Consider the following 14770-nt stretch of genomic DNA (forward strand, 5'->3'; position numbering starts at 1 on the left):
TCAGACCGCTCCCGCACCGGTGAGCGCCCGCACTTCGGTCTCCGCGTGCTTGGCCTCGTCCGGCTGCTCCGTGGACGTCACAGTGCCGAGCCAGCCGGCCAGGAAGCCGAGCGGGATCGAGACCAGACCCGGGTTCTCCAACGGGAAGAACTGGAAGTCCACGCCCGGGAACAGGGATGTGGGACTCCCGGACACCACCGGCGACAGCATGACGAGCACGAGCGCCGGCACGAGGCCGCCGTAGACCGACCAGACGGCTCCGCGCGTGGTGAAGTTCCGCCAGAACAGCGAGTACAGCAGCACGGGCAGGTTGGCGGACGCCGCGACGGCGAAGGCGAGCCCCACCAGGAACGCGACGTTCAGATCGCGCGCGAGGAGCCCGAGCGCGATCGCGAGCACACCGATCCCGGCCGCGGCGACCCGCGCCACCGCGACCTCGCTGTGCTGCTTGCGTCCGTGCTTCCCGTGCCGGTCACGGCGGCGCAGCGTGGCGTACAGATCGTGTGCCACGGACGCCGAGGAGGCGAGGGTGATCCCGGCGACGACCGCGAGGATCGTGGCGAAGGCGACCGCGGCGACGATCGCGAACAGCACGGTCCCTCCAGTGGAGTCCGCGCCGCCTCCCAGGTCGAGGGCGAGCAGGGGAACCGCCGTGTTCCCCGCGGCATTTGATCCCCGTACGGCGTCGGTGCCCACGATGGCGGCCGCGCCGAAGCCGAGCACGATCGTCATCAGGTAGAAGCTGCCGATGAGCCCGATGGACCACACGACCGAACGGCGAGCGGCCCGCGCGGTCGGCACGGTGTAGAAGCGCGACAGGATGTGCGGAAGGCCCGCCGTGCCGAGCACCAGCGCGAGGCCCAGGCTGATGAAGTCGAAGCGCGCGGTCCAGCTCCCGCCGTACTTCAGACCGGGCACCAGGAAGTCGGAGCCGTGCCCGCTGCGTGAAGCGGCCGTACGCAGCAGTTGGTCGAAGTCACCGTGGAAGCGCGCCAGGACGAGCACCGTCAGGGCGATCGCCCCGCCCATGAGCAGCACGGCCTTCACGATCTGGATCCACGTGGTGGCCCGCATCCCTCCCATCGACACATAGATGACCATGAGCGCGCCCACGCCGACGACGGTCCATGCCTGCGCAGCCCCGCTCTTTCCGCCAAGGAGCAGCGCGACCAGGCTGCCCGCCCCCACCATCTGCGCCACCAGATAGAGAACGGACACGGTGACCGAGGAAGTTCCCGCCGCGATGCGTACGGGACGCTCCCGCATCCGGGAGGCCACGACGTCGGCCAGGGTGAACCGGCCGCAGTTGCGCACGAGTTCGGCGACCAGGAACAGCACGACTAGCCAGGCCACGAGGAAGCCCACGGAGTAGAGCAGCCCGTCGTAGCCGAAGAGTGCGATCAGCCCGGAGATGCCGAGGAAGGAGGCCGCCGACATGTAGTCACCGGCGATGGCGAATCCGTTCTCCATGGGCGAGAACAGCCGGCCGCCCGCGTAGAACTCCTCTGCGGAACCGTGCCGGTTGCGCCCCACCCACGTGGTGATGGCCAGCGTGACCGCCACGAACGCGCAGAACAGGATCAGGGCCAGAGTCTGATGCGTCACCGCTGACCGCCCTCGCCTCGTGCCGAACCGTCCTCGGGGCCGGTCTCCGGCGCGCGGGCCGTCCCGTTCACCCGCGCCGAACCGTTCATGCGTGCGGAACCGTTCATGCGTGACGGGGACTCGATGCCGCGCGTCATCTCCTGGGTGTCCCACCGCAGTTCGAGCGCCGGCCGGTCACGGTGCAGCCGGGCGTGACGCACGTACAGCCAGGTCAGCAGGAAGGTGCTGGCGAACTGGCCGAGACCCGCGACCATCGCCACGTTCACCGCGCCCACGACCTGCTGGGCCATCAGCGAGGGCGCGGTCGTGGCGGCCACGATGTACGCGACGTACCAGGCGAAGAAGATCGCGACCGCGGGGACGACGAACCTCCGGTAGCGCCCGCGCACTTCCTGGAACGCGGCACTGCGCTGCACCTCCAGGTAGACCCCCGCCGCGCTTCGCTCCCGGTGCGCGGACTGGGCGGGCACGGCGGGTGCCGCTGCACCCGTGCCGTCCCACTCGCCCCACCCCGAGGCCAGCGCGTCGTACCAGGGATCGCCCATGCCTCCGCGATCACCGGCCCGGGGCTGCGCCGTCTCGCGCCCGTCGTGCTTCTCCACCGAACTCTCCTTGTCCGCGGCCCACTTCGGCCGCGTGCCCAAGGATGGACAGACCGGGAAGATCCCGGACTCTCCTCTCAAGCCCTTCACCCCATTAGGTGATGGGCGTCCCCGATCAGGTGATGGTCGTCCCCGGTGGCTTCGCGAGCCCGTGCCGATAGGCGTAACGGACCGCCTGGGCGCGGTCCTTGAGCCCGGTCTTCGCGAACAGGTTGTTGATGTGGGTCTTCACCGTGGCGGTGGAGACCTGGAGCGACCTGGCGATCTCCTGGTTGGTGAGTCCGTCCGCGATTAGGACGAGCACCTCCGCCTCGCGGGCCGTGAGGCCGTCCGGCGGCTCCTTGGGCTCGGGGGCGACGGTCTCGGGCTGCGACAGTCTCTCCAGGAGCCGCCGCTGGATCCTCGGCGAGAGCCCCGCGTCACCGGACAGCACGTCCGCCACGGCCCGGACGATCTCGTCTCCGCCGGCGTCCTTCGTCAGATAGCCGCGTGCTCCCGCCTTGAGGGCCGGGAAGAGCGACTCGTCGTCGGCGTACGTGGTCAGGATGACGACCTGCGTCCCGGGATACTCCGCGCGGATGCGCCGGGTCGCCTCGACCCCGTCGCAGCGCGGCATGCGCAGGTCCATCAGGACGACGTCCGGATCCAGCTGGGCCACGAGCGCGAGCGCTTCCTCGCCGTCACCGCCCGAACCGACCACCTCGAGCCCGGGCAACAGCCCGAGCAGCATCACGATGCCTTCGCGCACCACCGTCTGATCGTCGACCACCACCACACGGGCCGCCGGCCGCGCCCCGTCCGCCCCCGCCTCGGCCCCGCTCACAGGGGCACCTTCAACGTGACCACAAAACCCTCCTCGTACGGACCTGCCTCCAGCACGCCCCCCAACAACTCGGCGCGCTCCCTCATCCCCAACAGACCGTAACCGGAGCCACTGACAGTGAGCTCCTCATGAGGCCGGGACGCCCCCGAGTCCCGTATCTCCAGGGCCACTTCGGCCGGGCCGTATTCGAGACGCATCGCCGCCTTCGCCCCCGGAGCGTGCTTGCGTACGTTCGTCAGGGCCTCCTGTGCGACTCTGCGCACCGCCTGGGACGCCTCCGCGGACAGCGGCCTGCGCTCACCCGCCACGGAGAGCGAGGCCCCGTCCGAGGACGCGACCAGCTCGCGCAGGAAGTCCTCCAGCGGCGTCATGTCGCCGCGCAGCGCGGACAGGGCCTGCCGCGTCTCGGTCAGTCCGTCGCGGGCCATGCCGCGCGCCGCGACGACCCGCTCGAGGATCTGGTCCCGGTCGGCGCCCCGCTCGATCAGCAGCCGTGCGGCCTCCAGGTGCACGAGCTGGGCGGAGAGGCTGTGCGCGAGCACGTCGTGGATCTCGCGGGCGATGCGGGACCGCTCGGCCAGCGCAGCCGACTCGGCCTCGGCGGCCCTCGCCGCCCGCTCCTGCACCAGCAGCCGCTGGGCATTGCCCCTGGCCTCGGCGTCGAGCCGCAGGATGTACCCCGACAGGCACAGCCCCACGACGACGACCGCGGTGGTCAGCCAGGCGTCGTCGTTGACCAGGGCGAACCCCGTGAGGGACACCACCATGGCGGGCGCCGAGGCCGCGAGCGGCAGCCGCTCCAGCGCGGAGACGGCGCAGCCGCACCACAGCACGGTCGCCGGCCCGATGAATCCGGCCCATTGGGCGAGTATCGCGATGGCGACCAGGAACCCGAGCAGCCCGAGGGACGGCCACAGCCGATGGTCCAGGGTGGTGCGGAAGAAGGCCCATGCGGCCCCCGCACAGGCGATCAACAGCACCGGGGCCAGCACCAGCGCCCGGTCGTCGACGCCTTTCTGCGTGACGGCGGTCCACACCAGGATCGCGATCACGCTGAAGCGCACGAGGCGCGCGATCACCCGCCGGGCGCGCGTCAGCCCCTCGCGGGAGAGCGCCTCCCGCGAGGGCCATTCCGTCCAGTGCCTACGGGTCACCTGCGGTCCTCCCACACCGGCTGGCCAACGGGTCCGACGTACGCCGAGCGCTCGCCCTCGGCCCTGAGCATCAGCAGTCCGGAACGGACGAGCAGCGAGAGGGCGAAGCCCAGCATGAGGGTCGACATGCCGAGGTGAATACCTAGCGCCAGGCCGATGCCGACGACGCCCACCCGGGCGACCACGCCCCCGAGCCAGATGCCGGCGGTCGCGGCGGTGCCCTTGGTCCACACGTCGCCCCGATCGTCGCCCCAGACGCGGGTGGTGACGGCCCAGCCGATCCCTATGCCGACGCTGACCAGCAGCTCGACGACGAGCAGGGCCACGGAACCCGACACATGGTGCGCGTCCACCAGGGACCCGTTGTTGACGGCCGAAATGCCGAGAATCACGGGCAGCAGCCACCACTTGCGGTCAGCGGACAGGCGCTGCGTCCTGAACTGACGTACGAGAACGAGCGCGACGACTGCGACGATCACCAGCACGGTGCTCAGCCCGGACATGACGGCCTCCGTAAGGCGCTTGAGGGCGAACGGTTCAACGCCTTCGAAACTACGGAAACCAGCAGCTCAGCGGATCGGAGCCCAGGTGGATCGTGGGTGGATCAAGCGGCTCCACCCGTGGGTGGAGCCGCTTGATGTCACGCGTCGATGCGCGAGCGGTCGAGCGTCGCGGCGGAGCTGCTGATGAACTCCTTGCGCGGCGCCACGTCATTGCCCATCAGCAGATCGAAGACCTGCTCCGCGGCGTCCAGCTCACCGATGTTGATCCGGCGCAGCGTCCGGAAGCGCGGGTCCATCGTGGTCTCGGCCAGTTGGTCGGCATCCATCTCGCCCAGGCCCTTGTAGCGCTGGATGGAGTCCTTGTAGCGCACGTTCTTGCGCTGGAACTCGAGCAGCGTCTCGCGCAGTTCACGGTCCGAGTACGTGTAGACGTACTTGTCCTGGCCCTTCTTCGGCTGGACCAGCTCGATGCGGTGCAGCGGCGGCACGGCCGCGAAGACACGGCCGGCCTCGACCATGGGCCGCATGTAGCGCTGGAACAGGGTCAGCAGCAGGCAGCGGATGTGCGCGCCGTCGACGTCGGCATCGACGAGCAGGATGATCTTCCCGTAGCGCGCCGCGTCGATGTCGAAGGTCCGGCCGGACCCGGCTCCTATGACCTGGATGATGGCGCCGCACTCGACGTTCTTCAGCATGTCCGAGACGGACGACTTCTGAACGTTGAGGATCTTGCCGCGGATCGGGAGCAACGCCTGGAACTCGGAGTTCCGTGCGAGCTTGGCCGTACCGAGGGCGGAGTCCCCCTCGACGATGAACAGCTCGCTGCGCTCCACGTCGTCGCTGCGGCAGTCCGCGAGCTTCGCCGGCAGGGACGACGACTCCAGTGCCGTCTTGCGGCGCTGCGCGTCCTTGTGCTGGCGGGCCGCGATGCGCGTACGGGCCGCGGCGACGGCCTTCTCCATGACGGCGCGGGCCTGCGCCTTGGCATCGCGCTTGGTGGAGGTCAGGAACGCCTTGAGCTCCTTGGCCAGCACGTTGGCGACGATCCTGTTCGCCGCCGAGGTGCCGAGGACCTCCTTGGTCTGCCCCTCAAACTGCGGCTCCGCCAGACGCACCGTGACGACGGCGGTCAGGCCTTCCAGGGCGTCGTCCTTGACGATGTCGTCCTCGGCGACGCGCAGCAGCTTCTGGGAGCGCAGCACCTCGTTCATCGTCTTGGTGAGGGAGCGCTCGAAGCCGGTGACGTGGGTGCCGCCCTTGGGCGTGGCGATGATGTTCACGAACGACCTGATGGTCGTGTCGTAGCCCGTGCCCCAGCGCATCGCGACATCGACGCCCAGCTCGCGCGTCACTTCGGTCGGCGTCATCTGGCCGTGCTCGTCGAGGACGGGGACGGTCTCCTTGAAGGTGCCCTGTCCGCTGAAGCGGAGGACGTCGCAGACCGGCTTGTCCTGGGCCAGGTACTCGCAGAACTCGCTGATGCCGCCGTCGAAGCGGAAGGATTCCTCGCCCTTGCTGCCGCCGTCGCCGAGGCCCAGTTCGTCGCGGACGACGATGGTCAGGCCGGGCACCAGGAAGGCCGTCTGGCGGGCTCGCTGGTGCAGGTTCTCCAGCGAGAGCTTGGCGTCCTTCAGGAAGATCTGCCGGTCCGCCCAGTAGCGGACGCGCGTACCGAGCCGGTTCTTCGGGATCTTCTTGACCTTGCTCAGGCGCGCCGAGGGGTCGAAGGGAGCGTCCGGACCGGGCTTGGAGAAGGCGCCCGGCACACCGCGGCGGAAGCTGATGGCGTGCGTGTGGCCGCCGCGGTCCACCTCGACGTCGAGGCGCGCCGACAGCGCGTTCACCACAGAGGCGCCCACGCCGTGCAGACCACCGGAGGCGGCGTACGAGCCGCCTCCGAACTTGCCGCCCGCGTGCAGCTTGGTCATGACGACCTCTACCCCGGAGAGGCCGGTCTTGGGCTCGACGTCCACGGGGATGCCGCGGCCGTTGTCCCGCACCTCCACGGAGCCGTCGTCGTGCAGCACGACGTCGATGTGGTCGCAGAAGCCACCGAGGGCCTCGTCGACCGCGTTGTCGATGATCTCCCAGAGGCAGTGCATCAGACCGCGGCTGTCGGTCGAGCCGATGTACATGCCCGGGCGCTTGCGTACCGCTTCGAGCCCCTCGAGGACGAGGAGGTGCCGCGCGGTGTAGTTGGAACCGTCCCGGTCTGCTCCGGTCAGCAGCGCTGTGGACGGCACGGACGTTTCGGCGGTCACGCGGTTCGCTCCTCGCTGAATTTCAGATGGGGCCCTTGTGGGTAAAGGGCCGGCGTCGGTCGCCGCTCAGAGGGTACCGAGGCCTGGTAGAGCCGTTGTAACGCCACCCTCACCCTCAGCCCAGACTAGTCCACGGTCGCATGAGTGTTCGATCCCTCGTTGGAGTGAAGCACACATCACGTTCCCTTCCAGGCATGAACCATTTAGGCTCCGGGCACGTCCTCATGAACAACCGGCAACTCGCCGGGGAGGACCGACCTGACAGAACGCGCGAACCCGTAAGACACGTAAGAGACGCAATACGGCACATTCGCCGCCACCCGGTAGCAGCCGACCGGCCTCGAAGAAATTTTTCGAGGAAAAGCCGCGAGCGGGAACGTTTTCGGCCTGGTTGGATGTTGACCCTGGTACGACAGCTCGTCGAGCTAGAGAAGAGGCGACGTGACTACTGTTCTGACCCCCGCGAGCCCGCTGACGGCCGCTGACCGCTGTGACCGTTGCGGCGCCCAGGCATATCTGCGCGTCGTCCTCATCAGCGGTGGTGAACTGCTCTTCTGTGCCCACCACGGGCGCAAGTTCGAGCCGGAACTCAAGAAGATCGCCGCTGAGATACAGGACGAGACGGAGCGGCTCACCGCCGTGCCGGTAAGCGCCGAAACCGAGGAACGCTGACGCCTCGCACCCACGACGAGCCAGCTCCGGCATCAGGCCGGTGATCGGGCGGCCTTCCCCTCACCCGGGGAAGGCCGCCCGTCCTCGTATCCGCCGCGCGCGTCAGCCGTGCCGACGCAGCACCTGGACCACGTCCGAGACACGGGTGTAGACGCCGGGGCTTCCCGCCCGCCCGCACCCGCTGCCCCACGACACGAGACCGACGAGCCGCCCCTGGGCGACCAGCGGCCCGCCGCTGTCGCCCTGACAGGCGTCCCTGCCGCCTTCCAGCTCGCCCGCGCACAGCATCGACGAGGGCAGATACATCCCGTCCGAGCTGCCCGGGTACGCCTGTTCACACACGGCGTCGGCCAGGACCTGCACCCGTGCCGCGTGCAGCGTGCGCGCGTAGTCGCCCACGCCGGTCACGTCACCCCATCCGTAGACGGCGGCTCCCGTGCCGGCCAGATAGGCCGGGTCTCCTTCGTCCGCCATTGGGATCACGTATCCCCCGGGCAGCGGTGTGGCCAGTGTGAGGACCGCCACATCTCCAGAGTTCGTGTAGCCGTCGTAGTCCGGATTGATCCAGGCGCTACGGACGGGGATCTCGACTCCGTCCGCCGCCCGGAGGTCGTCCCGGCCGGCGATCACCTTGAGGTCGCGCACTTCGTTGCGCGGCACGCCGAGTACGTCCTCGCTGAGGCAGTGCGCCGCGGTGAGGACCGTCGACCGGGCGACGACCACTCCCCCGCAGAACTGTCCCGCGCGCGTACCCCCGAATCGGTCACGACTGGCGAGCGCCACGGCCCACGGGCTGTCGGACGCCTGGACCTGGCGGCCACCGATGACCCCTTCGTCGGCGACCGCGGGCGCCGACGAGGCCAGGGGCAGAGCGGCCGTCGCGGCCAGCACGGCCAGCCGCGCGGTCAGCGCTCTCGCGAAAGGGCGACGCATGCGGTCTCCTCACTCTGGGTTGCTATGGCACACCCAGAGTGATTCAGCGGTGCTCTGCACGCACCGCGAGGATCCGTCCGCGGTCCCCGTACGCAGAACGTACGCAGAAGGCCCGGCATGCCCGCGTACGGGGTGTGCCGGGCCTTCTGAGGGCCGTACAGCGGTGACGACTAGTCGAGGTAGTCGCGCAGCACCTGCGAGCGTGACGGGTGGCGCAGCTTCGACATCGTCTTGGACTCGATCTGGCGGATGCGCTCGCGCGTCACGCCGTAGACCTTGCCGATCTCGTCGAGCGTCTTCGGCTGACCGTCGGTGAGGCCGAAGCGCATGGAGACGACGCCCGCCTCACGCTCGGAGAGCGTGTCGAGGACCGAGTGCAGCTGCTCCTGAAGGAGCGTGAAGCTGACCGCGTCGGCCGGGACGACGGCCTCGGAGTCCTCGATGAGGTCACCGAACTCGCTGTCGCCGTCCTCGCCCAGCGGCGTGTGCAGGGAGATGGGCTCGCGGCCGTACTTCTGGACCTCGATGACCTTCTCGGGGGTCATGTCGAGTTCCTTGGCCAGCTCCTCCGGGGTGGGCTCGCGGCCCAGGTCCTGGAGCATCTGGCGCTGCACGCGCGCGAGCTTGTTGATGACCTCGACCATGTGCACCGGGATACGGATGGTGCGGGCCTGGTCGGCCATGGCGCGGGTGATCGCCTGACGGATCCACCAGGTGGCGTACGTGGAGAACTTGTAGCCCTTGGTGTAGTCGAACTTCTCGACCGCGCGGATCAGACCGAGGTTGCCCTCCTGGATGAGGTCCAGGAAGAGCATGCCGCGGCCGGTGTAGCGCTTGGCCAGGGAGACCACCAGGCGGAGGTTGGCCTCCAGGAGGTGGTTCTTGGCGCGACGGCCGTCCTCGGCGATGATCTCCAGCTCGCGCTTGAGCTTGGGGGCGAGCTTGTCGGCGTTGGCGAGCTTGTCCTCGGCGAACAGACCGGCCTCGATGCGCTTGGCGAGCTCGACCTCCTGCTCGGCGTTGAGCAGCGGGACCTTACCGATCTGCTTGAGGTAGTCCTTGACCGGGTCGGCGGTGGCACCGGCGGCCGCGACCTGCTGGGCGGGAGCGTCGTCCTCGTCCTCGTCGGACAGTACGAAGCCCTGACCCTCGGGGGTCTCCTCGCCCTCGCCCTTGGCGGCTGCGGGGGTCTCCTCGGCCGCCTCGTCCTCGAGAAGCTCGTCGTCCTTCTTGCCGGCCGTCTTCTTGGCGGCGGTCTTCTTGGCGACCGTCTTCTTGGCAGCGGCCTTCTTGGCCGTGGTCTTCTTTGCAGCGACCTTCTTGGCGGGCGCAGCGTCCTCGACGGCGTCCTCGTCGGCCACAGGCTCGGCGGCGGTGGTGGTGGCAGCGACCTTCTTGGCGGTGACCGTCTTGGCCGCGACAGTCTTGGTGGCGGTGCGCTTGACCGGACTCTTGGCTGCGACGCTCTTTCGAGGACGCTTGGGCTCAGCGGCACTGACCATCAGCGTCACACCCTCTTCCTCGAGGATCTGGTTGAGGCTGCGCAGAACGTTCTTCCACTGAGTGGCCGGAATCTGGTCGGCTTCGAACGCACGGCGCACGTCATCGCCGGCGATCTGGCCATCAGCCTTTCCCCGCTCAATGAGCGCCATGACAGAGACGGACTCGGCGATCTCCGGCGGGAGCGTACGGGATGTGCTGGCCGACACGAACAACCTCTCGGAACGTTGGAAAACGGCTTCCGGCCCCGTCCTGTGTGGACCGGAGCCGACGACCGCCGGCTTGGGGATGGGCCGACGGCGCGGGCGGGTACCGGGGAGAAGGACAGCGCCACGAACGGCGGCTGTATTCCCTCCTCGCCTGTCACCTCTTAGGTCATCGCGTGGCCCCGAGGAGCGTTACGCCCAATCTGCGTGGCCCGAGTCACACCCCGTAAGCGGTCAAAAACGGACGGATACCAGCAGAGTCGGTCATGCCGTGGATACATCCACACAGACAACGACCCGGGATCGGCGTCGGCCGCGTCGGCCGCGGCGGCCACAGCGGCCACAGCGGCCACATCCGGGGACAAGCCCTCCACGACCGAGTCGCCGGAGGGCGTCCGCCTCCACGCGCGCGGGGCGCATGGGGGACGCCGTCCGGCGACACCAGGTTCGTACTCCCTCGCTCCGCTACGGCCTCTGCACGATCAGTGCTCGCGGGGGGCCGGCACCACGCGCTCCACCTCGGGGTGGACGGTCAGCAGTTGACGCATGGCCGCCTCGGCACCGGAGCCGTCGCCCGCGGCGAGCGCGTCGGCGATGCGCCCGTGGTGGGCGACAGCGGTCTCGTTCGGGCGGTCACAGCCGGTGACCGGGCCGCCGGAGACCTGGAGGGCGGCGGAGACGATGCCGGAGAGGTGCTCCAGCATGCGGTTGCCGGCGAGCTGGATGAGCAGCGCGTGGAACTCGGCGTCGGCACGGGAGAACGTGATCGAGTCCCCCTGGCCGAGCGCGTGCCCCATGATCTCCACCATGTCGGCAACCCGCTGCTGCAGGTCCTCGCGGCCGTGCCCGGCGGCGAGGCGCGCGGCGAGCGGCTCGATGGTCCAGCGCAGCTCGCTCAGCTCCCGGCGCTGGTCGTCGCGCTGGGGCCCGAAGGCGCGCCACTCGATGATGTCCGGGTCCAGCAGGTTCCAGTCGCTGACCGGGCGCACGCGGGTGCCCACATTCGGCCGGGCGCTGACCAGGCCCTTGGCCTCCAGCACGCGAAGGGACTCGCGGACGACGGTACGGGACACCTCGAATCGCTGGCCGATCTCCTCGGGCACCAGCGGACGGTCGGCGCCCAGGTCTCCGGAGACGATCATCTGCCCCAACTGCTGGACGAGTTGGCCGTGCAGACCGCGGCCCCGGCTGCCCGCGGCGCGTCGGCCGACCCGGCCGAGGTCCTGGTCCGTGCTGTCCCAGACGGGGGCGCCGACGCGGTCGGCGGCCGACTCCGCGTAGGGGTAGCGGTCGAGTTCGCCCGGTCCTGCGAGGCCTGAGTCGGCGGAGCGGGCGGCGGTCATCATGGTGTGCGCAAGGGTACTCACGGAATGTGTTGTCGGCTCCGTTCTCAACTCCCTTGAGGTCTTTGGTGAAAAGCACACGAAAGGGTGATCGCCGCCCTCGCTGCAATTGACGCCTTATCGGAAAGAAATGGCCGTTCCCAGGGGAGTTGTGTGCGACGAGGGACCGGAAGGCACCGGACGGTCGTCATCGCACCCGCGGTCGCAGCACCATGAGCAGATATGCGCAGAGCAGAGCGCTGAGCGACAACATCAGTGCGCCGCCGACGGGTTGGGCGACCATGCGCACTCCGGCGGCGACGAACCGCTCCGCGCCGAACGGCCAGTGCACCAGGGCGAGATCACGCAGCCTGGTCGGAAGTCCCGCGGCCGTTCGCACAGATGGACCCTCCAAGGCCTTCTGTACGAGCGGCACGATGACGACGGGGACGGCCACCACGGCCGCGAGTCCGGCGGCGGTGGAACGGAACACACCCGAGGCCAGGACACCGGCCCAGGCGCACGCGACGACGAGGGCGAACCAACTCGCGGTCAGTGAAAGCCAGTCGGAGGGAACTTGTGTGAGCTCCGATCCGTATACGAGGTGGAGCAGCGCGGCGTCGCACCCGACGACGAGGACGCCCATGAGGACGGCGGTGGCGGCGCCGACGAGCAGCTTGGCTGTGAGCAGTCCCAGGCGGCGGGGGACGGTGCCGCGGTCGGCGGCGAGGGCGGGATGGCGGAACTCGTCACCGAAGGCGAACGCGCCGAGCAGCCCTGCACCAAGGGCTGCGGGCGGCAGGGGCAGTTCCTGCGGCCAGGCGGCGAGCAGGCGGGGTTGCGGGGTGTGTCCGATGCGCGCGAGCAGCACGGACAGGAGGGCGGAGACGGCGAGGACGAGGGCGATGGTGACGTACCCGGTGGCGATGCCGGTCGCACGGCGCAGTTCGTAGCGCAGGGGACGCAGCGGGCTGCGGGCGGGGCGTACGGTGATGGGTGGTGGCAGCGGGGCCAGTGACGATGCGGATCCGGGCTCGTCGTGCGCCGCGTCCCCCTGTCCGTCGGCGACGGTCCCGGGCCCCGCGGGCGCCGGCGTCGTGTCGACGAGCGGGACGAACGTGCTTGGTCCGGCTGGGTCGTTGAAGGCTTCGGCTGCCGCGAGCGCGCTCGCGGCAGCGTCACTGTGCGCGTCAGAGGTGTTGTCTGCGACGTTGGCGGGCGGAAACGGCGTCGTGTCGGCGGCACCGCGCTCGTCCCGTGGATCCGCGGAGAGGGTCCGGGCGACCGCGGGCCCCGCGTCCCCGACCTCGTCGGCGAGTTGGTGGACGAGGATGCCGTGCCGGAACGCGGTCTCCCCCACGTCCGCGCAGGTACTGCCGTACACGGAGAGACGGTTGCCGTCCTCGGGGACGACCTCGACCCTGCGCTTGGCGGTGCGCGCCTCCTTGGTCAACAGGACACCGAGGCGCACGGCGTGCGGGCTTCGGACGGCGACCCGGGGTCGCAGTCGGGTCCGGGCGAAGTCCGCGACGTCCTGGTCCGCGGCCACCTTGCCCTCGTCGAGCGTGACGATACGGTCCGCGGTGCGCGCCGCTTCCTTGGGGTCGTCGGTCGTGAACAGGACGGTGCCGCCGAGGCTCGCATGCGCCCGCAGAATCCCGTGCAGCCACTTGCCCTCCCGGGTCGACAGGCCGTCCGCGGGGCCGTCGAGCACCAGGGTGTGGGGATCCGCGAGCAGCGCGCAGGCCAGGCCGAGTCGCCGGTCCATGCCGCGGGACAGCGTGCCCAGTCGTTGGTCGCGCAGGCTCACCAGGCCCACGACTTCGAGCACTTCGTCGGCGCGCTGAACGGGTACGCCTGCCGCCGAGCACAGCATGCGCAGTTGCCCCTGGACCGTACGGGCCGGATGTCCGGGCACATCGCCGAGCAGTACGCCGACTTCGCGCGCGGGGTGGGCGAGGCGATGCAGGGGACGGCCTCTGAAGTAGGTGACGCCGCGCCCCTGTTGGAGCTCGAGCATGAGCCGCACCGCGGTCGTCTTGCCTGCCCCTCGAGCACCTAGCAGTGCCGTGACACGGCCCGCGTGCGCCTCGAAGGACACGTCGTCGACCGCGAGCGGGCTCTCCTTACGGGCGTTGCTGGTCAGTCCGATGGCCTGGATCATCGCTTCTCTCGCAGGATGGGCGACCGCGCGGCGGCCGGGGCCGGTCCTCCGCTGACGCGATGGGCGAACCCCGTGGGTACCGCAGCAAGATAACGCGATATTTCCGGCTTTTCGGGCAGGGTGTGGGCGTGGGTGTCCACGAATCGCGCTTCAGATCGCAGTCAGGACATCGCTGTGCCGCACGCCACTCGGGGAGTTGGCTTTGCCCTCTGGGGAGTTGGTCAGACTTCCGGTCGCAGCATCGGCGGGTTGAGGAGCGTGGCGCCACCCGCGCGGAAGAGCTGGGCGGGCCGTCCGCCCTGGCGGGTGGTGGTCCCCCCGGTCGGCACCAGGAAGCCGGGGGTCCCGGTCACCTTGCGGTGGAAGTTCCGCGGGTCCAGGGCGACGCCCCAGACCGCCTCATAGACGCGACGCAGCTCACCGACGGTGAACTCCGGCGGGCAGAACGCCGTGGCGAGCGAGGAGTACTCGATCTTCGAGCGGGCCCGCTCGACCCCGTCCGCGAGGATCTGCGCGTGGTCGAAGGCCAGAGGGGCGGCCAGCTCGCCCTCCCGCCCGTATCCGCTCTGGTTGAGCAGGGCCTCGACCGGTGCCCAGCGGGCGCTGTGCGCGTCGCCGCCCGCACGCGGGGCGGGCAGGTCGGGCGCGAGAGCGAGGTGGGCGACACTGACCACGCGCATCCGCGGATCCCGCTTCGGGTCGCCGTAGGTGGCCAACTGCTCCAGGTGTGCCCCGTTGTCCTGAGCGGGTGCGTCCGGGTCGTGGGCGCACAGGCCCGTCTCCTCGACCAGTTCGCGCGCGGCTGCCGCCGTCAGGTCCTCGTCGTCCCGTACGAAACCACCGGGCAGCGCCCACCGGCCCTGAAACGGCGGTTCGCCTCGGCGCACCGCCAACGCACACAGCGCATGACGGCGAACCGTCAACACGACCAGGTCGACGGTGACAGCGAAGGGCGGGAAGGCCGACGGGTCGTAGGGCGACATGGAACGATCATAGTCGTCTGCCTGACGATAAACACTCCCTTC

General features: G+C 69.7%; 11 protein-coding genes and 1 pseudogene. 1 reads left to right on the forward strand and 11 read right to left on the reverse strand.

Translation table 11 applies throughout. The features are described 5' to 3' along the window. From ACIBUY_RS07920 to ACIBUY_RS07945, 6 genes and pseudogenes are all read right to left on the reverse strand, one after another. Entirely contained in the window at positions 1–1605 is a 1605-nt protein-coding gene (locus ACIBUY_RS07920; RefSeq protein ID WP_365576980.1) for a cation acetate symporter, read from the reverse strand. Positions 1606–1727: 122 nt separating this feature from the next. Continuing rightward, positions 1728–2249, reverse strand: a pseudogene (locus ACIBUY_RS07925) (DUF485 domain-containing protein); the annotation flags it as partial. Positions 2250–2322: 73 nt separating this feature from the next. Beyond that, entirely contained in the window at positions 2323–3030 is a 708-nt protein-coding gene (locus ACIBUY_RS07930; protein ID WP_365576982.1) for a response regulator transcription factor, read from the reverse strand. Continuing rightward, complete coding sequence (locus tag ACIBUY_RS07935) at positions 3027–4184, reverse strand: histidine kinase (RefSeq protein ID WP_365576984.1); 1158 nt, start codon at positions 4182–4184, stop codon at positions 3027–3029. Before ACIBUY_RS07935 ends, ACIBUY_RS07930 begins: the two co-directional genes overlap by 4 nt. Then, positions 4181–4687 carry a DUF1453 domain-containing protein gene (locus ACIBUY_RS07940; protein ID WP_365576985.1) on the reverse strand — a complete coding sequence of 169 codons (507 nt, stop codon included), beginning with the start codon at positions 4685–4687 and terminating at the stop codon, positions 4181–4183. The genes ACIBUY_RS07935 and ACIBUY_RS07940 overlap by 4 nt, the downstream gene beginning before the upstream one ends. Positions 4688–4824: 137 nt before the next feature. Continuing rightward, complete coding sequence (locus ACIBUY_RS07945; protein WP_365576987.1) at positions 4825–6948, reverse strand: DNA topoisomerase IV subunit B; 2124 nt, start codon at positions 6946–6948, stop codon at positions 4825–4827. A gap of 441 nt (positions 6949–7389) precedes the next feature. Here ACIBUY_RS07945 and ACIBUY_RS07950 point away from each other — a divergent pair, with 441 nt between their 5' ends. Then, complete coding sequence (locus ACIBUY_RS07950; RefSeq protein ID WP_127825940.1) at positions 7390–7620, forward strand: hypothetical protein; 231 nt, start codon at positions 7390–7392, stop codon at positions 7618–7620. A 102-nt stretch (positions 7621–7722) separates the two neighbouring features. Here the strand turns inward: ACIBUY_RS07950 and ACIBUY_RS07955 are convergent, their stop codons facing one another. The 5 genes from ACIBUY_RS07955 to ACIBUY_RS07975 all read right to left on the reverse strand — a co-directional run bounded on the left by ACIBUY_RS07955 (position 7723) and on the right by ACIBUY_RS07975 (position 14728). Continuing rightward, positions 7723–8553 (reverse strand): serine protease, encoded by an 831-nt coding sequence (locus ACIBUY_RS07955; protein ID WP_365576989.1) that lies wholly within the window; start codon positions 8551–8553, stop codon positions 7723–7725. A 170-nt stretch (positions 8554–8723) separates the two neighbouring features. After that, a complete protein-coding gene (locus ACIBUY_RS07960) occupies positions 8724–10262 on the reverse strand; it encodes an RNA polymerase sigma factor (protein WP_399152101.1) in 1539 nt (512 codons plus the stop codon). Positions 10263–10741: 479 nt separating this feature from the next. Beyond that, positions 10742–11626 (reverse strand): FadR/GntR family transcriptional regulator, encoded by an 885-nt coding sequence (locus ACIBUY_RS07965; RefSeq protein WP_365576993.1) that lies wholly within the window; start codon positions 11624–11626, stop codon positions 10742–10744. A 163-nt stretch (positions 11627–11789) separates the two neighbouring features. Further along, on the reverse strand, positions 11790–13745 hold the full coding sequence (locus tag ACIBUY_RS07970; protein WP_399152102.1) for an ATP-binding cassette domain-containing protein: 1956 nt from the start codon (positions 13743–13745) through the stop codon (positions 11790–11792). A 221-nt stretch (positions 13746–13966) separates the two neighbouring features. Then, the gene (locus tag ACIBUY_RS07975) at positions 13967–14728 is read right to left on the reverse strand and encodes an NUDIX hydrolase (RefSeq protein ID WP_365576997.1); all 762 of its coding nucleotides are present in this window, start codon (positions 14726–14728) and stop codon (positions 13967–13969) included. Between the last annotated feature and the right edge of the window lie 42 nt (positions 14729–14770).

It is taken from the genome of Streptomyces sp. NPDC050085, from assembly GCF_044460595.1.
In the GTDB taxonomy this organism is placed as follows: domain Bacteria; phylum Actinomycetota; class Actinomycetes; order Streptomycetales; family Streptomycetaceae; genus Streptomyces.